Annotated in this window: 18 protein-coding genes; 4 read left to right on the top strand and 14 right to left on the bottom strand. The window is 53.9% G+C overall.

What is annotated here, in order from left to right:
* Positions 1-6 precede the first annotated feature (6 nt).
* Entirely contained in the window at positions 7-3459 is a 3453-nt protein-coding gene (mfd, locus tag EDI29_RS15450) for a transcription-repair coupling factor (RefSeq protein ID WP_137741606.1), read from the top strand.
* A 113-nt stretch (positions 3460-3572) separates the two neighbouring features.
* On the opposite strand, the gene EDI29_RS15455 is transcribed toward mfd, so the two are convergent.
* Positions 3573-4412 (bottom strand): oxidoreductase, encoded by an 840-nt coding sequence (locus tag EDI29_RS15455; protein WP_137741607.1) that lies wholly within the window; start codon positions 4410-4412, stop codon positions 3573-3575.
* Positions 4413-4599: 187 nt separating this feature from the next.
* Positions 4600-5610 carry an AraC family transcriptional regulator gene (locus EDI29_RS15460; protein WP_137741608.1) on the bottom strand — a complete coding sequence of 337 codons (1011 nt, stop codon included), beginning with the start codon at positions 5608-5610 and terminating at the stop codon, positions 4600-4602.
* Between the two features lie 291 nt (positions 5611-5901).
* On the opposite strand from EDI29_RS15460, the gene yegD reads away from it, so the two are divergent.
* Positions 5902-7254 (top strand): molecular chaperone, encoded by a 1353-nt coding sequence (yegD, locus tag EDI29_RS15465; RefSeq protein ID WP_137741609.1) that lies wholly within the window; start codon positions 5902-5904, stop codon positions 7252-7254.
* A gap of 53 nt (positions 7255-7307) precedes the next feature.
* Here yegD and EDI29_RS15470 read toward each other — a convergent pair whose 3' ends face one another.
* Positions 7308-7898 carry a TetR/AcrR family transcriptional regulator gene (locus EDI29_RS15470; protein ID WP_137741610.1) on the bottom strand — a complete coding sequence of 197 codons (591 nt, stop codon included), beginning with the start codon at positions 7896-7898 and terminating at the stop codon, positions 7308-7310.
* Positions 7899-8033: 135 nt separating this feature from the next.
* On the opposite strand from EDI29_RS15470, the gene EDI29_RS15475 reads away from it, so the two are divergent.
* Positions 8034-9242: an MFS transporter gene (locus EDI29_RS15475; RefSeq protein WP_137741611.1), complete on the top strand. Its 1209-nt coding sequence runs from the start codon at positions 8034-8036 to the stop codon at positions 9240-9242.
* Between the two features lie 225 nt (positions 9243-9467).
* Here the strand turns inward: EDI29_RS15475 and EDI29_RS15485 are convergent, their stop codons facing one another.
* The 9 genes from EDI29_RS15485 to EDI29_RS15525 all read right to left on the bottom strand — a co-directional run bounded on the left by EDI29_RS15485 (position 9468) and on the right by EDI29_RS15525 (position 17719).
* Positions 9468-10007: a glycine zipper 2TM domain-containing protein gene (locus EDI29_RS15485; protein WP_137741612.1), complete on the bottom strand. Its 540-nt coding sequence runs from the start codon at positions 10005-10007 to the stop codon at positions 9468-9470.
* Between the two features lie 457 nt (positions 10008-10464).
* The gene (locus tag EDI29_RS15490; protein ID WP_039359595.1) at positions 10465-11769 is read right to left on the bottom strand and encodes an NAD(P)/FAD-dependent oxidoreductase; all 1305 of its coding nucleotides are present in this window, start codon (positions 11767-11769) and stop codon (positions 10465-10467) included.
* Positions 11770-12135: 366 nt separating this feature from the next.
* On the bottom strand, positions 12136-12678 hold the full coding sequence (ycfP, locus tag EDI29_RS15495) for an alpha/beta hydrolase YcfP (RefSeq protein ID WP_010297273.1): 543 nt from the start codon (positions 12676-12678) through the stop codon (positions 12136-12138).
* Positions 12679-12706: 28 nt separating this feature from the next.
* The gene (gene nagZ / locus EDI29_RS15500; RefSeq protein WP_137741613.1) at positions 12707-13735 is read right to left on the bottom strand and encodes a beta-N-acetylhexosaminidase; all 1029 of its coding nucleotides are present in this window, start codon (positions 13733-13735) and stop codon (positions 12707-12709) included.
* A gap of 71 nt (positions 13736-13806) precedes the next feature.
* A complete protein-coding gene (thiK, locus tag EDI29_RS15505) occupies positions 13807-14691 on the bottom strand; it encodes a thiamine kinase (RefSeq protein WP_137741614.1) in 885 nt (294 codons plus the stop codon).
* Positions 14672-15253 (bottom strand): penicillin-binding protein activator LpoB, encoded by a 582-nt coding sequence (gene lpoB, locus EDI29_RS15510; RefSeq protein WP_137741615.1) that lies wholly within the window; start codon positions 15251-15253, stop codon positions 14672-14674. Before lpoB ends, thiK begins: the two co-directional genes overlap by 20 nt.
* Before the next feature lie 21 nt (positions 15254-15274).
* Entirely contained in the window at positions 15275-15655 is a 381-nt protein-coding gene (locus tag EDI29_RS15515) for a YcfL family putative periplasmic lipoprotein (RefSeq protein ID WP_137741616.1), read from the bottom strand.
* A gap of 40 nt (positions 15656-15695) precedes the next feature.
* Positions 15696-16046 carry a purine nucleoside phosphoramidase gene (gene hinT / locus EDI29_RS15520; RefSeq protein WP_039323234.1) on the bottom strand — a complete coding sequence of 117 codons (351 nt, stop codon included), beginning with the start codon at positions 16044-16046 and terminating at the stop codon, positions 15696-15698.
* Positions 16047-16264: 218 nt separating this feature from the next.
* Positions 16265-17719, bottom strand: a complete 1455-nt coding sequence (locus tag EDI29_RS15525) for an MFS transporter (protein ID WP_137741617.1) — start codon at positions 17717-17719, stop codon at positions 16265-16267.
* A 123-nt stretch (positions 17720-17842) separates the two neighbouring features.
* Between EDI29_RS15525 and EDI29_RS15530 the strand changes: the two genes are divergently transcribed.
* Entirely contained in the window at positions 17843-18640 is a 798-nt protein-coding gene (locus EDI29_RS15530; protein ID WP_137741618.1) for a helix-turn-helix transcriptional regulator, read from the top strand.
* Between the two features lie 62 nt (positions 18641-18702).
* Here the strand turns inward: EDI29_RS15530 and ptsG are convergent, their stop codons facing one another.
* The gene (gene ptsG, locus EDI29_RS15535; protein WP_137741619.1) at positions 18703-20136 is read right to left on the bottom strand and encodes a PTS glucose transporter subunit IIBC; all 1434 of its coding nucleotides are present in this window, start codon (positions 20134-20136) and stop codon (positions 18703-18705) included.
* 315 nt (positions 20137-20451) lie between these two features.
* Positions 20452-21249, bottom strand: coding sequence for a metal-dependent hydrolase (locus tag EDI29_RS15540; RefSeq protein ID WP_137741620.1), 798 nt, complete (start codon positions 21247-21249; stop codon positions 20452-20454).
* Positions 21250-21264: the final 15 nt, after the last annotated feature.

Raw genomic sequence — 21264 nt, forward strand, 5'->3', positions numbered from 1 at the left:
AATCAGATGATACCTGAAAATTACCGTTATTCGCTGCCGCCCAAAGCGGGTGAGCAGCGCCTGCTGGGCGAGTTAACCGGCGCTGCCTGCGCCGTTGAATGTGCAGAAATCGTTGAACGCCACGCCGGACTGGTGGTGCTTATCGCCCCTGATATGCAAAATGCCCTGCGATTGCGTGACGAAATTCAGCAATTTACCGACCAGCACGTCACCACATTGCCTGACTGGGAAACGCTGCCCTACGATAGTTTTTCTCCGCATCAGGAAATTATTTCGACCCGCCTTTCTACGCTCTATCAATTGCCCAACATGACGCGCGGCGTTCTGATTCTGCCAGTCAATACGCTGATGCAGCGCGTTTGCCCGCACAGTTTCCTGCACGGCCATGCGCTGGTGTTGAAAAAAGGCCAGCGCCTCTCGCGTGATAAACTGCGGACACAGTTGGAGCAGGCGGGCTATCGCAGCGTCGATCAGGTCATGGAGCACGGTGAATATGCGACGCGCGGTGCATTGTTGGATCTATTCCCAATGGGGAGTGAAGAACCCTATCGCATCGATTTCTTCGACGATGAAATCGACAGCCTGCGCCTGTTCGATGTCGATACGCAGCGGACGCTGAATGAAGTACCGCACATTAACCTGCTGCCCGCGCATGAATTCCCGACCGACAAAACTGCAATCGAGCTTTTCCGCAGCCAGTGGCGCGAACAATTTGAAGTACGACGCGATGCCGAGCACATTTATCAGCAGGTCAGCAAGAGCGTCTGGCCCGCCGGGATCGAATACTGGCAGCCATTATTCTTTAGTGAGCCGCTGCCGTCGCTGTTCAGCTACTTCCCGAACAACACGCTGATCGTCAACACGGGCAATATCGAACAGAGCGCCGAGCGTTTCTGGCAGGATATTCAGCAGCGTTTTGAAAGCCGCCGTGTCGATCCGATGCGACCCCTTTTACCGTCGGATTCACTTTGGCTACGCGTCGATGGCCTGTTTACGGAGCTAAAAGCGTGGCCGCGCGTGCAGTTAAGAACCGATACGCTGCCGGAAAAAGCCGCCAACGTGAATCTGGCCTATCTGCCACTGCCGGATCTCGCGATTCAACACCAGCAGAAATCGCCGCTGGATGCACTGCGTCGTTTTATCGAACAGTTCGACGGTCAGGTCATTTTCTCTGTTGAGAGCGAAGGTCGGCGCGAGACGTTACAAGAGCTGCTGGCACGTATCAAGCTGAATCCTAAGCTCATCAATACGCTCGAACAGGCACAGGGGCGTGGCGCTTATCTGATCATCGGCGCCAGCGAACATGGCTTTATTGATACTCTGCGCCAGCGCGCCCTGATCTGCGAAAGCGATTTGCTGGGCGAACGCGTCAGCCGCCGCCGTCAGGATAGCCGCCGCACGATTAATACCGATACGCTGATCCGCAACCTGGCGGAACTGCGGCCGGGGCAGCCCGTCGTTCATCTCGAACACGGAGTGGGTCGCTATGCCGGGCTGACCACGCTAGAAGCGGGCGGCATTAAGGCCGAATACCTGATCTTAACCTATGCAGGCGAGGACAAACTGTACGTTCCGGTTTCTTCGCTGCACTTGATCAGCCGTTACGCAGGCGGTGCTGATGAGAATGCGCCACTGCATAAGCTGGGTGGCGATGCCTGGTCACGTGCGCGGCAGAAAGCAGCGGAAAGAGTGCGCGATGTCGCCGCCGAACTGCTGGATATTTATGCCCAGCGAGCGGCAAAGAGCGGATTTGCCTTTAAGCACGACAAAACACAGTACCAACTGTTCTGCGAAAGCTTTCCTTTCGAAACCACACCCGATCAGGCACAGGCCATCAACGCCGTGCTGAGCGATATGTGCCAGCCGCTGGCGATGGATCGTCTGGTGTGTGGCGATGTCGGCTTTGGTAAAACCGAAGTAGCGATGCGTGCCGCATTTTTGGCGGTAGAAAACCATAAGCAGGTTGCCGTTTTAGTGCCAACAACGCTGTTGGCACAGCAGCATTTTGATAACTTCCGCGATCGCTTTGCCAACTGGCCGGTGAAGATTGAGATGATCTCCCGTTTCCGCAGTGCGCGTGAGCAAACTCAGGTGCTGGAAGAAACGCAGGAAGGCAAAGTCGATATTCTGATCGGTACTCATAAGCTGTTGCAGAGCGATGTGCGCTGGCGCGATTTAGGCCTGCTGATTGTGGATGAAGAACACCGCTTCGGCGTCCGCCACAAAGAGCGTATCAAGGCGATGCGTGCGGATGTCGATATTCTGACGCTGACCGCCACGCCGATTCCGCGAACGCTCAATATGGCGATGAGCGGGATGCGCGATCTGTCGATTATTGCCACGCCCCCTGCTCGTCGGTTGGCGGTAAAAACGTTCGTGCGCGAGTATGACAGTCTGGTGGTACGCGAAGCCATCCTGCGTGAAACGCTGCGCGGCGGGCAGGTGTACTACCTGTATAACGATGTGGAAAATATCGAAAAAGCCGCCCAGCGGCTGGCAGAACTGGTGCCGGAAGCACGCATTGCGATCGGCCACGGCCAGATGCGTGAACGCGAGCTGGAACGGGTGATGAACGACTTCCACCACCAGCGTTTTAACGTGCTGGTGTGTACCACCATCATCGAAACCGGGATCGATATACCGAGCGCCAACACCATCATCATTGAGCGTGCCGATCACTTCGGCCTGGCACAACTGCACCAGTTGCGCGGTCGCGTAGGGCGTTCTCATCATCAGGCTTACGCTTACCTGCTGACGCCGAACCCTAAAGCGATGAGCACCGACGCGCAGAAACGTCTGGAAGCGATCGCCTCATTGGAAGACCTCGGTGCCGGTTTTGCACTGGCAACACACGATCTGGAGATCCGCGGCGCGGGCGAACTGCTCGGAGACGATCAGAGCGGACAGATGACCAGCGTCGGTTTTTCACTGTATATGGAACTGTTAGAAAGCGCGGTCGACGCTCTGAAAGCAGGCCGGGAGCCGTCACTGGAAGATTTGATCAACAGCCAGACTGACGTGGAACTACGATTGCCCGCCCTACTGCCCGACGATTTCATCCCCGATGTCAATACGCGCCTGTCGTTATACAAACGTATTGCCAGTGCGAAAACCGCCACCGAACTGGATGAGCTGAAAGTCGAGCTAATCGATCGCTTCGGTCTGCTTCCCGATGCAAGCCGTTACCTGTTGCAGATTGCCGCCCTGCGCCAGCAGGCGCAGGCGCTGGGTATTCGCCGTATTGAAGGCAATGAGAAAGGCGGATTTATCGAATTCGGCGAGCAAAATCGCGTCGATCCGACCCATCTTATCGGCCTGTTACAGCGCGATCCGGGCACCTACCGCCTTGATGGTCCAACCCGCCTGAAATTCATGAAAGATTTGAGCGACCGTCCGCAGCGCATCGAGTTTATCGGCTCACTGCTGGGGAACATGGCGCAGCATACGCTGGCGGCGTAACTCACTTTCATCACACTAAACGGGAACCTTCGGGTTCCCGTTACCGTGTTGTAGCAACGGCTACCCTGTTGCAGGCTACGTCACGCCGGAATTCACCGCATTTCCTTTTGACCTCATTGGCTGTGGCGGGAGATACCGGTCGCCATACGCATGAAGCGGTCAAAGAGGCGGTCTGACAGTAGACGACGTATGCCTATCATCGGTTTTGCACCAAAGCCGACGGCATAGCGAGTTTTGGGCCGGCGGGCACTCACCGCCTGAGCGATAGTGTCAGCGATCACCTGCGGGGAAGACTGGCGCTTCCGACTGCTTTCACCCACCATTGAATCAGCCATCGCCTCTGCCTGTTTTGCATAGGCTCCGCGCCCTGATACCTCAAGCAGTTTCGCGGCGGCAATATCTGCCCACTCGGTTTTAATACCACCGGGTTCAATGACGACGACATCAATGCCGAAAGGCTCCACTTCCAGACGCAGGCAGTCGCTGATCGCTTCCAGGGCAAACTTGGTTCCGTGATACCAGGCACCGAGCGGGGTATAAATCTTCCCACCCATTGAGGTGATATTCATCACCGTGCCAGAGCGTTGTGCCCGCATATGAGGAAGAACCAACTGCGTTAGCCGTACTGCACCAAAGACGTTCACATCAAACTGGGCGCGGCCTTCCTCTGGAGACACCTCTTCCACAGTACCGTAGGAGCCATAGCCTGCATTGTTCACCAGCACGTCGATACGTCCACATTCAGCAATGATGGTATCCACCACTGTCTGTACCGAGACACTATCAGTCACATCTAGCGGCAGTACCCGGATATCCGCATCTGCCAGTTTCTGCATCCTCTCTATCCGGCGTGCAGCAGCATAAATAGTATGACCAGAGGCCTTTAAACGCAGAGCAGTCGCTTCACCAATCCCCGAGGAGGCGCCAGTCACCAGAATAACTTTTGATTTCATATATCGGGCCCTTATTGCTGACATAATGCGGTGGTGCACGCCATGCGTTCATCACCGTCCTTGTCATGCACTTTAGGCGATAAGGTCGGCCGCTGGGATAGCGTATTGCGCCATGTCACTTGCTTTATGCGCCAGCAGCAAGCTCCCGATATTCAGGTGTGACGATGTTGTGACGTAAGGATGCCAATCAATGTAACCGCGCCGTATTACGGATACTGTCCGGCGTCTGGCCTGTCCACTCATGGAACGCTCGGTAAAAGGAATTCGGATCGTCGAATCCGAGGAGAAAAGCGATTTCACCTGCGGGCATTGACGTGCTCTCCAGATAATGTCGCGCCAGTTTTTCACGCGTGCTGTTCAGCAGCGAGCGAAAGCTTTCACCTTCTTCTTCAAGGCGACGCTGGAGAGTTCGCCTGCTCATCGCCAATCGACTAGCGACGACATCCACCCCCGCCGTATTGCTGGGCAGCAATTCCAATAGCAGCGCACGGACACGCTCGGCGATACTTGCCTTTTCATCAAGTTCACTCAGGCGGCGGCGAAGTTCAGGCTCGAAAATTTTCCACATTCCGTCACTGGCCGTCAGGAAAGGACGCAAACTGTCGGCCGCTGAAAACGTGATTAACGGCTGTGGACCATGCACAATGTCACACCCAAAAAAATGGGTGTAATGGCGGGAATACGGCTGCGCAGGGAGCACAGGAAGAACGACACTGCGTGCTTTTACAGATTCACGCGTACCCAGCTCTGCTAAACGAATAAAAAAGGCGAGTTCGGCAATCTGCAATGAGAGCGGCACCTCGCTCTGTGCATAGAGCCAGGAAGGTACGAGCGTCATATCGCCTTCCTGATCCACCCGGATATCCAAACTCATCGGTGCCATCAACTGCTTATACTTTGCCAATCTCTGGGCAGCCTGCATCAGGCTGGTACTGCATAAGGCCGCAAAGAGGGGAGGATCAAAAAAGTCAGCGGACACTTTTTTCACGATATCCAGAGGAAATAAAGGCGTTCCGACTTCATCTTCAAGCCCCTGCCAAAAGCGAAAATATTCTGCCGTAGATAGCCCCACCGCACTTCTCGACAGTAAATCATCCGGCAGACCAGCCCTGCGCATTACATTAACAGGCCGCACACCCAGATCCTTAAACAGGATCTTCCAGCCTGCATTGAGGAAAAATATCTCGCTACGTGTCATCTTCGCTTCTTGGACCATCAGGTGATGGAATCGTCGGTTGATAAACAGGTTGTCATTCTAGGGTAAAAGAAAGGCAGAAAACTTGCTATATACGCCAGGATAGTAGCAATTCATGCCATATAAACATGCCCTACCGCTGACTAATACATCCGCCTTTACAAGCACTGCCGTAACGCAGTAAAGTCGCCACCCTTTTTATGGCCCGCCATTCTTGGCGGCCTCCCTTCCGGGCCGTCGCTGGTGCGACGTTAAAAATTTTTCCCGGAAATTTTTTATGGCATGGGCCTCACTATGTTTATCGGTTTTGACTACGGTACAGCCAACTGTTCAGTGGCGGTTATGGAGGCAGGGACGCCACGGCTCCTGTCGCTGGAAAATGGCTCGCCTTATCTTTCTTCCCTGCTGTGCGCGCCCGTGCGTGAAGCGGTGAGCGAGTGGCTATGGCGGCACCATCAGGTCAACGCAGAAGGTGAGAACGGGCTGCTGCTACAACGCGCGATTAGCTACAACCGCGAGGAAGACATTCGCGTGCAGCCCGATAGCGTGAAGTTCGGGCGCGAAGCATTACGGCACTACATGGATGACCCGGAAGAGACCTGGTTCGTTAAATCGCCGAAATCCTTCCTCGGTGCCGTCGGGCTGAAAGCACAGCAGATTGCGCTGTTTGAGGATTTGGTCTGCGCCATGATGCTGCATATCCGCAAGCAGGCAGAAACCCAGCTTGATCAGCCTATTCGTCAAGCCGTCATTGGTCGCCCGATTAACTTTCAAAGTATCGGTGGCGAAGAAGCCAACCAGCAGGCGCAAGGAATTTTAGATCGCGCCGCCCACCGTGCTGGGTTTGAAGACGTTGTCTTCCAGTTTGAACCCGTGGCCGCCGGGCTGGATTTCGAATCTACGCTGACGAAAGAAACGCGCGTGCTGGTTGTGGATATCGGCGGCGGCACCACCGACTGTTCCATGCTGCTGATGGGACCGGAGTGGCACAAGCAACACGAACGTTCGCAAAGCCTGTTAGGACACAGCGGCTGCCGCGTTGGCGGTAACGATCTGGACATCATGCTCGCGTTCAAACAGTTAATGCCGCTGCTTGGCATGAATAGCGAGACGGAAAAAGGCATCGCTCTGCCGATCATGACCTGGTGGAATGCGGTCGCAATTAACGATATTCCGGCGCAAAAAGAGTTTCATAGCACCGCTAGCCGCGCGTTAATCAACGAAATGATCCGCGATGCTCGCCAGCCAGAATTAGTGAAAAGATTGCTGACCGTGTGGCAACAGCGCCTGAGCTACCGCCTGATTCAACTGGCGGAAGAGAGCAAAATCGCGCTTTCCAACCAATCGGAAACGGCAGCCGATTTACACTTTATCGAATCAGGTCTGGCAACGCGCATTCATGCTGATGAACTCAACGCCGCGATCGATAACCCGCTCACGCGTATTCAGCAACAGGTGACGCTGGCGTTAGAAACCAGCCAGACCCGACCAGAAGTGATCTACCTGACCGGCGGTAGCGCCAAATCACCTCTGCTGCGCCAGACCATTCAGCAGTTGCTGCCTGATATTCCTATCGCCAGCGGCAATGATTTTGGCTCCGTTACCGCCGGTCTGGCACGCTGGGCAGAGGTCATCTTTCGCCGTTAAGTCAAATACGGGACGTAAGGCTATAGTTTTATTAACTGTGGTAGTTTGATCAACTATCGTGGCTTAACTAACAACCCACGCAGCAGCAATTCCAGCGCGGCAGTGCCTTGTGCCAGCCGCGCATTGCCCTCCTCTCCCTCCGCGATCCAAAACGCCGCTTCGGCCAGACTGCCGTAAATTAACGATGCCAGCGCCTGTGGGTCGGCTTCAGCCACTACACCTTGGCGTATGAGATTGTCGATCAGCCGCTGCATCGACTCGACGCAATGGCGCTGTGAATCCGGCGATGCACCACCCAACGCAGCACGCGCATCACGCAACACGATACGCTGGATTTCCGGCTCCAGTGCCATTTCCAGATAGGCGCGGCAGCGACAGCGGAAACCTTCCCAATCATCTTCGGCAGTATCGGAGATCGCTTGCAGTCGCTCATCCATCTCAGCATCAATCTGCGCCACCACCGCAGCCAGTAATCCTTTCTTGTCACCAAAATGGTGATAAAGCGCCCCACGGGTCAGGCTCGCCTGCGCAGTGAGATCGTCCATTGAAGTATCCGCATAGCCGCGTTCGCTGAAGGCCTTACGGGCGGTCGCCAGCAGCGTAGCGCGGGTTTCTTCCATTTCAGCACGGGTACGACGAACCATCGACACATCCTTACATACACATCGTATGATTATTTACATTCAATCCGTATGAATATATGCTTTTATTCATACGCTCTGTATGTATTGTCGCTGTGCCACAGCGCGGTGGCAAGTGGATTCACTTTGGAGAATGAGATGGTCAATCCTTATCGAGAACTTTTCACCGCACCCGGCACCAAGGGCTTTGCGCTAGCTGGCCTGTTAGCACGGGTGCCACTGCCCATGACAGGTATCGGCATTATCACCATGCTGTCGCAGTTGCGTGGCAGCTACGCGCTGGCGGGAGCGGTATCTGCCACCTTTGTGCTGGCCTACGCGCTGCTGTCACCGCAAACTTCCCGTCTGGTCGATCGCCACGGGCAAGGCCGCGTGCTACCGATTGCAACCACCGTCAGTACGATCGGCATGCTGCTTCTGCTCGCCAGCACCTGGTGGCAAGCGCCTGACTGGAGCTTATTCATCGGAGCCTTGCTGGCGGGGTTCATGCCCAGCATGTCCGCGATGGTAAGAGCCCGCTGGACAGCCATCTATCGCGGGCAGCCTCGTTTGCAAACCGCTTACTCGCTGGAGACGGTACTCGATGAAGTCACTTTTATCGCCGGCCCCCCGCTAGCTGTCGGGCTATCCGTAGCCGTGTTCCCTCAGGCGGGCCCATTGGCAGCGACACTTTTGCTGATTGTTGGCGTGTTCGCACTGGTGACACAGCGCGGCACCGAACCGCCGGTAGAAGCGCAGGATGTCAGCACGGATCGTTCAGGGTCGGTGATCAAGCAGACAAACATCCGCCTGCTAGCGCTGTTGATGGTCGCGATGGGCATCATCGTTGGCACTGTGGATATCGTCAGCGTCGCTTTCGCCGAACAGCGTGGTCAACCGGCATCGGCCAGTCTGGTGTTGTCGGCTTATGCGGTCGGTTCCTGTCTGGCTGGCCTGCTGTTCGGTGCTCTCAAGCTGCGAACTGCACTGCATCACCTGCTATTGCTAGGCGGTTTGGCAACGGCAATCACCACACTCCCCCTGTTGCTGGTTAGCAGTCTTCCTGCACTGGCTGCGGCCGTACTGATTGCCGGGCTGTTCTTCGCCCCCACCATGATCGTAGCGATGTCGCTGGTCGAACGTTTGGTGTCTGAACACCGTTTAACCGAAGGCATGAGCTGGCTGCTGGCGGGGCTAAACATCGGTGTGGCGGTGGGCGCAGCCTTATCAGGCCACATTGTTGATGACGATGGAACCCAAGCCGGATTCGCCGTGGCGCTGTGCGCTGGCGTTTTAGTGCTGCTGGTCGCGCTATGGGGATACCTGCGTTTTCGGGAACATCCAGCCTCCCTTCCCAAGGCCGTTTGACGGTTAAACCGCTTAGGTAAGCGGTCAGATAGTCGATAGCTCTGGCCTGATTACGACGCTTTGGCTGGCCGCTGGATTTGCAGCTGTCTCCATATTGTTATCGTTGAGCATGAAACTGGCTGAGAGCAGGAAGATCGTATAATAAAAAAAACGCGAGCACCTTCTTCAGGTCGCTCGCGGTTTTTAGAGATGGTGTCAGCGCAAAACCGTAGATGTTGGGGTCAATCAGCTCTGTTGATTCAGAATTAATTGCCCGTTTCGATCTACTGGAATTTGTGTACCCGGATCGCGATCCATGCGGATTTTGCCCTGCTGGTCGCCGATTTTATAGGTGACATCATAACCTAAAACTTTTTGTGATTTGTCGTACACCGTCTGACAACGCTGCTGCTGTGTCGTGTACGTATCATTTTCCTGCATACCACTTTGTACGCGGTTACCTGCATAACCGCCTGCCAGCGCCCCCGCTACCGTCGCGACATCTTTACCGCGTCCGCCACCAAACTGATGTCCCAGAACGCCACCAGCCACAGCACCCAATACCGATCCAGCAATCTGGTTTTCATCCTGTACCGGACGACGGTGAGTCACGCTAACATTGCGGCACTCCTGGCGAGGTGTTTTGACCGTTTCTTTAATCGGTGTTGCCGTTAGCACCTGTGCATACTGAGGTTTAGAGGAAAAGACGTCCATACTCGCCACCGCCGCCACACCCAATGCCGCAGCCACACCAATACCTACACCCGCTAACATTGATTTGTTCACAGGATACCTCCCGAATCTATTCTCACGCATTCCCCACCTGCAATCCTGGCGAAACATTGTTTTACGCCAACTCGCGTTTAACGCGATGAATCCGATGGTTCCTTCTGAATATCAGCATTCAGAATTTTCGGCGTGCGTGCTACGCCATCTGTAAACAGTGGAAAGTCTGCACAATGTTTCACACTCTCGCAATAAGACTCATTAACCAAAAGTGTCAGATTCGTAACATAAAAGCGTCATTTGGGAATTATCTTAACTAGAATTGCCAATAGGACGATATTTTATACTGCCATAGCAGAGAAGTAGTCCATCGCGCTACGGCTCAGAAACAGAGGAGTGAGTAGATTGACGGAAAGAGGGGGTTACTGAGTAAGTAAAAAGATGGCTGCTGACAGAAAAGAATACGGGCGCGAAATCGCATTCGCGCCCGTATCAGAAAGCTGTCAGCGGCGATGGATTAATGCAGTTTCAGACGCGGGCGAATCACCCGGTTGATCCCACCGACCAACATCATCAGGCCAGTTTTAACATAGCCATGCAGAGCAACCTGGTGCATACGATAGAGGGAGATATACACGAAACGTGCAATCCGCCCTTCTACCATCACAGAACCCCGCATCAGGTTCCCCATCAGGCTACCCACCGTACTGAATTTAGACAGCGAAACCAGCGAACCGTGATCTTTATAGACGTAAGGTTTCAGCGTTTGCCCGTTCAGCAACGCGATGATATTGCTGTGGCAGCGTGATGCCATCTGGTGAGCCGCCTGCGCACGCGGTGGCACAAACCCGCCGCCTTCCTGCGGGCAGGATGCACAGTCGCCAATAGCGAAAATGTTGGGATCGCGCGTTGTTTGCAACGTCGGCTCAACCACCAGTTGGTTAATCCGGTTGGTTTCCAGACCGGCAATCTCTTTCATCGCATCCGGTGCTTTGATGCCCGCCGCCCAAACCATCAGGTCGGCGTCGATAAATTCACCGTCTTTGGTATTCAGACCGCCACGTTCTGCGCTGGTTACCATGGTTTTCGTCAGCACGCGGACGCCAATGTTGTTCAGCTCGTGATGTGCAGCCGCTGAAATACGCGGCGGCAGCGCAGGCAGAATACGTTCGCCCGCTTCAACCAGCGTCACATTCAACGTTTGGTTATCCAGCCCGTCAAAGCCGTAGCTGTGCAGCTGTTTCACCGCGTTATGCAATTCCGCAGACAACTCGACCCCTGTCGCGCCGCCGCCCACAATCGCGATGTTCACGCGCTCTTTTTCTTCCTGATTTGCCGTGAATTTCAGGAACAAATTCAGCATTTCATTATGGAAACGACGGGCTTGTTTCGGGTTATCCAGGAAAATACAGTGATCTTTCACGCCCGGCGTGCCGAAGTCATTTGAGGCGCTGCCTAATGCCACCACCAAAATGTCATACGGAATACGGCGTGCTGCGACCAGCACATCGCCTTGCTCGTCACACACCTCAGCCAGTTGAATCTGCTGCTGTTCACGATCGATATCCGTCAACATGCCCAGTTGGAATTGGAAATAGTGATTGCGGGCGTGCGCCAGATAGCTCAGCGCATCCATATCGTCGTCCAGCGAGCCGGTTGCCACTTCATGCAGCAGCGGTTTCCACAGGTGGCTATGGTTACGATCCACCAGCGTGATCTCCGCTTTTTTCTTGCGTCCTAACTTGTGGCCTAAACTTGTAGCAAGTTCAAGTCCGCCAGCTCCCCCGCCGACAATGACAATTTTTTTGGTTGGTGATGTCAAAATGACCCCCTAAAATGTGAACCAATCGTTAATAAAGAGTAAAAAATAATATCCTTATATAACATAGGGTTCGCGTAAGTTAAGCCTGATATCTGCTGCAAGAATAGCACGCTAGGTTATTTGGTCATACCAAAATTGATATATATCAATTTATTTTGTCGAGCAGGTTTTTAGCGAGAAAATTCCATCTTTATTTCAGTGAATTAGCAGAAATCTGCGCGAAGAGAAAATGCTGAATCGTGCGCATCTGCGCCGCTGGATGAAATAAGGAAAGTAAATAAACTGCGTCATTCCTCCTGATCCCCCTCAAAAAAGGATACCAGAAGGAACGACAGCAGCCGTTAACAAGTCATCGCTAACGCAGGGTTAACCGAGCGTTTTGAAGGCTTTTATTCGCTGCAAATGGGGGGAGATGCTTTTAAATTTATGCGTCTGGATATCGTCCCAGACGATCTCATAATACGTTCCCAACGTCTGCGCACTACGCTGGCTGTCGAGCATTTCATCCTGACGAGAGAGCATCACCATGCAGCGATCGCGGTTCTTTTCACGAAAGTTCGCCACGCACTTCGTGGCGATATCCAGATACTCTTCTGGACGATCGATTTTCCCGCTCATGTTTTCCTGCGGGAAAAGGTTAGGATTAACGATAACTTGTCGTATATCACACAGGAAACCGACGCGTTCGGCCCAGAAGCCCCCCAACCCCACGCCACAGATCAGCGGGCGATCGTCATCAGACTGCTGAATCGTCTTATCCACCTGCTTGAGCAGATGTTGCATATCATGACGCGGATGCAACGTGCTGTAGCTAATCAGCCGAACATCTTCATCAATAAACTGAAGCTGCAGGACCTTTTCATGGTTGCCGGGGCTGGTCGAGTCAAAACCGTGTAAATAGATAATCATCTTTCATCCTCACCGCAGACTAAGTTGCCTATTTCTCGCCATTTTTATGCGCCTGCCAGCGCTCGCTGAGTAATGTGAGCGCCTGATTAGCCTGCTTCCAGCGTGGCGAATCCAGCAGTTCCCGACGAGAAAACGAACCCTGATGATATAAGCGCGTCAGTTGCTCCGCTTTGACCGGGGACAGGTTATCCAGCACGCTGACCGCCCCTTCACGATGGTTACAGACCAGAATCATGTCACATCCAGCCTGCAACGCCGCCTGAGCCCGCTCGGGATAGCTGCCCATCACGGCGGCACCTTCCATCGAGAGATCGTCAGAGAAAATGATGCCATCAAAACCCAGCTCTTCACGCAGTACCGTTTTAAGCCAGTAGGGTGAGCCGCTGGCGGGACGCGGATCGGCTTCAGTGTAAATCACATGGGCAGGCATGATCGCATCCAACTGCTGGCGCTGGATCAATTCTTTAAAAATCAGCATGTCGTGTGCGCGAATCTCCGCAAGCGGACGCGGGTCGCGCGGCGTTTCTTTATGTGAGTCGGCGCTGACCGCTCCGTGGCCGGGAAAGTGCTTACCCGTGACCTTCATACCCGCGCAGTGCATACCGCGAATAAAACTCTGCGCCACCGCTAACGCCGTTTCTGGCTGTTCGTGAAACGAGCGTTCTCCAATCGCCGCACTCTGGTGACCGATATCCAGCACCGGTGCAAAACTGATGTCGATATCCATCGCAATCATTTCTGCCGCCATCAGCCAGCCGCCCTCTTCCGCTAACCGCTGAGCTTCCGACAGGCTATTTAATGCAGCAAATGCCTGTGCAGCAGGCAAACGGGTAAACCCATCACGAAAACGCTGAACGCGTCCACCTTCCTGATCCACAGAAACGACAAGACGTTCGCGCGATGCGGCGCGGATTTGGCGTACAAGTTCACGTAACTGCGCCGCGTCATGAAAATTACGGGTAAACAGAATCACGCCGCCAACCAGCGGATGTTCCAACACTTCACGATCTTCTGCATCCAGCTCATAGCTGGCGACATCTAACATTACCGGACCCACAAAAACCTCATTCTTTAGATAGTACAACTGAGTAAAATGGTCACTACCGCAACATCACGCCGTCAACCAGACTAGAGCCGATGGACCAGCTGTAGCCGCTGATAGAGTGCGGGGATTTCTGCTAAAAATTCGGGGTTCTTTGTTTGCTGCCAGCGAATTTCAAACCACATCAATACCAGATAATCGACCCAGGGAAACCACCGCGTCATCTGTTGCTGGAGGCGGCTCACGGAAAACCCTCGCCGATACTGCTGATAGTTTTGTAGAAAACGCCTTTGCGCCACGCTTTCCATCTGACTAGCTCGCACAATGAACGCCAGCTCAAAGGCGATATCGCCATCTGAGGCATATTCCCAGTCAATGAGCATCGTGCCTTGCTGCGTAATCAGTAGATTCTCCGCATGCACATCCAGATGAAGGGGAGCCAGAGCCAACGGCGTGGGTAATGCAGTACGCTGAAAATAATGGTGGGCGCGCAACAGCGCAGGCGAACGGCGCCGTGGGTCCATCAACTGCCAATGTTGAGCAAATAGCGTTTTGAGATCGACAGGATGGCCGCTACACGGCAGACGATGAAGCAGGGACAATGTCCGCGCTACTTCGCCATTCACCAGCATCATCAGGAACTCATCAGAGGTGGCAATACGCCCCGGCACCCACTCAACAATGAGCCAGCCATCGCGCCACAGCAGTGGCCGTGGCGCAAGCCCTATCGCTGACATCTGCCGTAGCAAAGCGAACTCTCGCTGGCGATTAACGCCCATTTTTCGCTCAGTTGGCGACTGTCGCCGCGCAAGCCACTCAATGCCAGGACCACGGATACGCCAACTTTTACTGCTTAATCCGCCAACTAATTCAAAGCGAATATCATCCATCTCCACGGCTGGAAAATGTTTCTGGATCGCCGTAGTCAGGTGCTGCTGGATACCCGCCTGTTTAATGCTGAACGGCGCCATTGCCTGACCACACAATTTCACCGGTCTGCACCAGCATCAGCTGCATGTCGATCTGCGGCGATTTCACGTCGCCACTGACGTCGCTGTACAGCACATACTGCGCGCTGACATAACGTGCCAGACCAATTGCCTTGCTGCGCGACCCCAGACTGTCGTCAACCGACAAACCCAGCGTTTGTTTTGCGGTAGCCAGTTGCTCACGCGGCACCAGCGTGAAGGCCTTACCGGAGGATAGCGCGCTGTACAACGCCCCTGTCGCTTTCGCTATTGGCAGTGAACCATTGGTGTTGTTTTTCACGCTATCCACCAACAGTATGCTGCCTGGCGTGACGCCATCAGCTTTCAACATCTGTGCCACCAGCGGGTTAATGCTGGCTTCCCAGTTCAATGTCTGGATTTTAGGCGGTTGCGGTACAGATTCCCCCGGCGGCGGCGTTGGTGTGGTCGGCACTTGAGGCTCAACCGGCTCAATCGTCGCAGGCGGTTCGGTGGGCTCCGGCGGACGGCTGGGGCACCCAGTCAGTACCAATGCCGCCAGTATCACCCCTAGATACTTTTTCATATTTTCTCTCTCAGCACACCATTACAAAAACAGATGAAGACGAACCTGACGCGCATTGGGACTACTGCGCGTTGAAAAAACCGTCATTTCCGTCTGTGGCGGGATTTCAATAGACTGCACCTCTTCAAAAGGCAGCACATCCAGCCCGTTCTCATCATACCAATAGAAGCGATAATGCACGGTCACCGCGTGTGAAGCATCATTGCTGACGGAGGAAGAAGCACGCAGTCGGCCATTTTCTGAATCCAGCGACGGATTCCCCGCCGTAATACCGGCTGACAGCACCGGCGCATCCAATACCAGCGTTTGCCGCTCATTGATGGTCAGCACCTTTGGCGCACTACAGCCCGCCAGCATTCCCATCATCAAACACGCAGACAGAAAAAGCATCGGGTTACGCATGGTTTACTCGCATGATGGTGTTCTCACCTGATTGTCTAACTTAATCCGCCAGCAAAGGCCCTAATGCACGACCGCCAACCAAATGCATGTGGATGTGATAAACCTCCTGTCCGCCGTGCCGGTTGCAGTTAATGATCAGGCGATAGCCGTCTTCTGCAATGCCTTCCTGCTGTGCAATTTTTCCCGCAACCGTCACCATACGTCCCAGCGCCGCTTCATGCTCGGGGGCCGTATCGTTAACGGTAGGGATTAATACATTCGGGATAATCAGAATATGCGTTGGCGTACGGGGCGCGATATCACGGAAGGCGGTGACCAGTTCATCCTGATACACGATATCGGCAGGAATTTCCCGGCGAATGATTTTACTAAAAATGGTTTCTTCAGCCATGATTGATTTCCTTGTTAAAGCTGGCGTTGAACGACGTCATGTAGGCAGTATGAGTGACATATTCCATTTCTTTCAACCTTCTTTATCCATTTCTGGCGCGGGTGGTCAAAATACGACACTCAGAAAAAACCCGTCTTATACCAGAAATAGCCACGCTATCACTACTGCGGCAAGAATTTGATACTAGTCGACGAATGTCTACCGCGCCCTTTCCTTTTTCAGTTAAACGACCGCGGCGTTCTCACCAACATCAGCAACAGGATGCACACCAGCAAAGCCGCGCCCACGTTGTAGAGCATTCCCACTACAAAGGCCGAAACGTATTGATCCGCTTGTGCAATGGCACCATCGCCTGTAGCCAGCTCGGTGCCAAACAAGATGCCAACCACAGCCACACCCAACGCCGCCCCAACCTGCTGAACCGTTGAGATCACGCCCGATGCCATACCGGCCTGAGGCCCATCGACAAACCCCAGCACCAGATTCAACAGCGGAGTCATAATGAAACCTTGGCCTGCGCCAACTACAATCAACACGGGGATCAGTCGTGTAGCCACCAGATCCGCCCCCGCGATCTGCACCTGCGTAACCAACAGTCCAATGGCAACCGCGTAAACCAGCGCCCCCACGATGATGGCAGACGTACCCCAGCGGGCAATCAGGCGCGGCGCAGCGAGCGACGCCAGGACAAAACCCACGCTACAAGGCGCGAAAATACTCCCCGCGAGAAAGGGATCAAGCCCCAGCCCAGTTTGCACCAGCAAGGCAAAACACAGGAAAAAGGAGCTGGATGTGGAATACACCAGCAGCACCAGCAACACACCCAGCAGGAAACAGCGCTGTGCGAGCAGACGCATATCAACCAACGGAAGATGCCCCGCCATTTGCCGCCGTTCCTGTTGACGGTAAAAAATCCCCAACAGGGCAACCGCAGCAACCAGCATCCACAGACACCATGCCGGCCACCCTTGTCCCGGCCCTTCAATCAGCGGCACCAGTAACAGTGTCAGCCCGACGCTAACCAGCACCACCCCCGTCCAATCCAGTGAAGGACGCTGTGGCGTGCAGGATTCTGGAATCAATCTTGCAGTTACGATAGCCAGCAAACCGATGGGAACATTGATAAGAAAGATGCTGCGCCAGCCTAGTCCGAACAGGTTAGCATGTACCAGCCATCCCCCCAGTACCTGACCCGCGATAGCAGCCAACCCTAACGTCATCCCCAGTAGTCCAAAGGCTCGGCGGCTATCGTGGCCGTTAAAGTTAACGCGAATAGAGGCATAAACCTGTGGGAACAGTAGCGCAGCCGCAAGCCCTTGCAAGATGCGCGCGCCAATCAGAAGCCCGGCACCGGGCGCTAACCCGCACAGCGCAGAAGCGATCGTAAATCCGGCCATCCCCACGACAAACAGGCGACGTCGCCCAAACATATCCCCTAGCCGACCGCCCGTAATCAGCAGCACACCAAAAGCCAGTTCGTAACCCGCTACGATAAAACCGATCTGTGCAAAGCTAGCGCCCAGATCGGCCTGCATATTGGGAATAGCGACATTGACCACGAACAGATCGAAAATCGTGACAAAGCCCGCCATGAGCAGCACAGACAGGCCAAGCCACGGCGGACTATTGACAGCCGGCGTAGGCAGTGCCGACGCGCGATAATTTGAGTTCATCTTATGTATCCTTGCATATCGAGAGTTTGCGTATCGAAAGTGATGACGCCATCATTCTCAAATCCTTTTTAAACAATTACAATTTAACCACTTATGCTATTACTAAAAGCAATGCGGTAAACGATGAGAACATTGGAAAGAACTCGCCACGATCTGGCTGCTTTTTTGCGCGCACGCCGCGAACGGGTATCACCCACGGATGTGGGTTTGCCTAGCGGTGGAAGACGGCGCACGCCTGGACTGCGGCGCGAGGAAGTGGCGGCATTAGCTGGCGTGGGTCTGACGTGGTACACCTGGCTCGAACAGGGACGTGATATCGGTGTATCGGCCGCATTTCTGGACAGCCTGGCACGGGTACTCAAGCTCGATGCCGCTGAACGCCGCCACCTGTTCCTGCTGGCGCATGAGCGACCACCAGCCGAACCGGGTAAGACGTGGTGCGTGGTGCCGCCGCTGGTACGGCGTCTGATGCACGATCTGGCTCCGCATCCTGCCTATATACTCAACCTGCGCTGGGACGTGCTGGCCTTCAATGAACCAGCAAACCAGCTTTTCGGCTTTGACGCGCATCCTTCCGAGAGACGTAATCTGCTCTGGCTGCTGTTCACCGATCCGTTACTGCATGAGCGATTTATCGGCTGGGAGCAACAGGCTCCACAGATGCTATCGAGCTTTCGCCGCGATTTCGCACGCGCGACGCAGGAGGCCGATATTCATGAGCTGGTAGACGAATTGGAGCAGGTATCGCCAGATTTCAAAACGTGGTGGCGACAGCATGAGGTACACGCCCCGTGCAGCGGCGTGCGGCAACTGATGATCGACGGCAAGACTGAAGCCTTCGAGCATACGTCGCTGATCATCGATGAAGATCGCCATCTGCGTCTGGTGGTTTACGCCCGGCAATCTCAGGGAAAGGAATGAGGCCGCGCTGACCATAAAAAAAAGGGGCTTTCGCCCCTTTTTTGCAACTCCCCAACAACCCATCAGTGGTTACGGATGTAGTCGTCCATATCAGTTTTCAGGTTATCGGATTTCGTACCGAAAATTGCCTGAACGCCGGAACCAGCCACAACCACCCCTGCTGCGCCCAGTTTTTTCAGGCCAGCCTGATCAACTTTAGCCACATCGCCTACGCTAACGCGCAGACGGGTGATGCACGCATCCAGGTTAGTGATGTTTTCTTTACCACCAAACGCGCTAACCAGAGCGGCAGCCATTTCTGTGCTGTCCTTTGAGGTTTGCTCAGATGAGCTGTCTTCACGGCCTGGCGTTTTCAGGTTCAGTTTGGCAATCAGAACGCGGAAGATGGTGTAGTAAATCAACGCATAGCACAGACCTACAATCGGGAACAACCACAGGTTGCTACCGTTGCCGCTCAGTACCACGAAGTCGATCAGACCGTGGGAGAAGCTTGTACCATCACGCATACCCAACAGGATACAGATTGGGAAAGCCAGACCCGCCAGAATCGCATGGATCACATACAGGATCGGCGCAACAAACATGAAGGAGAACTCAATTGGCTCGGTGATCCCCGTCAGGAACGAGGTCAGCGCCGCAGAGATCATGATGCCGCCCACTTTCGCGCGGTTTTCTGGCTTAGCTGAATGCCAGATAGCAATAGCCGCAGCTGGCAGACCGTACATTTTAAACAGGAAGCCACCGGACAATTTACCCGCAGTCGGGTCACCAGCAATGTAACGCGGGATATCGCCGTGGAAAACCTGACCTGCCGCATTGGTGAACTCACCCACTTGCATTTGGAAAGGGACGTTCCAGATATGGTGCAAACCAAACGGCACCAGAGAACGTTCAACGACCCCATAGATACCGAATGCTAACATCGGGTTCTCATTCGCAGCCCAATGTGAAAACGTTTGGATCGCGCTACCAACTGGTGGCCATATGAAAGACAGCACCGCACCAGTAATGATCGCCGTCAGGCCCGAAATAATCGGCACGAAGCGTTTACCGGCAAAGAAGCCCAGATATTCAGGCAACTGAATGCGGTAGAAGCGATTAAACATATACGCGGCAATCGCACCGGCAATGATCCCGCCGAGAACACCGGTATCCGCCAGGTGCTTCGCAGCGATCTCGGCAGCCGGTAGATTCAGAACCAGCGGCGCGATCGCAGCCATGGTTTTCACCATGATGCCATAAGCCACCACCGCCGCCAGTGCGGAAACACCGTCGTTATTGGTGAAGCCCAGGGCAACACCAATAGCAAAAATCAGCGGCATGTTGGCAAATACCGAATCACCGGCCTGTGCCATGACGCTGGAGACAATTGTAGGCAACCAGCTAAAATTGGCCGAACCGACACCCAGCAGAATACCTGCGATAGGGAGTACGGATACGGGCAGCATTAGCGACTTACCTACTTTTTGCAGGTTTGCGAATGCATTCTTGAACATAATTGAGTGTGCTCCTGAGTAATAGTGCTTTTACTTCTGATACTTCATCTATAAGCAAAGGTGGGGAGGATGGCCTTTGCGAGTTGGGGTGTCTTAGCCCCCTTTAATTTTTACGCAGAGTAAAATAAATAGCGTTCACAATGTTTGATTGCTATCACGTTTCCACAAGCCAACAGGCTGAGAACGAACAGAGATTGCACTTTTTTGTGATATATCGCTAAAAAACACCTCCCCTTGAAGAGGAAAAACCTGATCAAGGGGATTATGAAGCGCTATTAATTACACGGATAAAAAAAACTCGGCTATTCTCAGCCACTATTGCGCAGCGGTCAACCGAGTCGGATCGATATGAAACAGGCGGGAGAAGTTTTCTGTCGTGGCAGCGGCAAGGGTTTCCAGCGATATACCTTTCACTACAGCAAGGTATTCTGCTACATCACGCACATACGCAGGCTGGTTTTCCTGACCTCTGAACGGGACAGGCGCTAACCAAGGGGAATCTGTCTCAATCAGCATCCGATCCAGCGGTACATAACGCGCTACGTCACGCAATTCTTCTGCATTACGAAACGTCACGATGCCAGAAAACGAGATATAGAACCCCATATCGAGCAAGGCTTTTGCCGTGACCAAATCTTCCGTAAAACAGTGCAGAACGCCGCTGCACTTCTCAGCGTGTTCCTCACGCAGAATTGCCAGCGTATCTTCACGGGCAGAGCGTGTATGCACGATGACAGGTTTGTTCAGGTCATTGCCAATACGAATGTGTTCGCGGAACGACTCCTGCTGCTGGGCTTTCGTCTCCTGCTGATAGAAATAGTCGAGCCCCGTTTCCCCCATCGCCACCACGCGGCTGGCGCTGGCTAGCTCACGCAGCTCGGCATAATCATAAGGGGCTTCCTGATTAAGCGGATGAACACCGCAGGAAAAAGCCACGTTATCGCGCTCGCCAATTAACTCTACCATGGCACGATAGCCGGGCAGCGTTGTCGCTACCGCCAGAAGGAAGCCGACATCACGGCTTTTCGCTTTATCCAGCACGTCGGAGACATCTTTATGCAATGACTCATAATCCAAACCGTCAAGATGACAGTGGGAATCCACTAACAACATGATATTTACTCGATA

Origin of the sequence: Pectobacterium polonicum, assembly GCF_005497185.1 — a bacterium.
Classification (GTDB): domain Bacteria; phylum Pseudomonadota; class Gammaproteobacteria; order Enterobacterales; family Enterobacteriaceae; genus Pectobacterium; species Pectobacterium polonicum.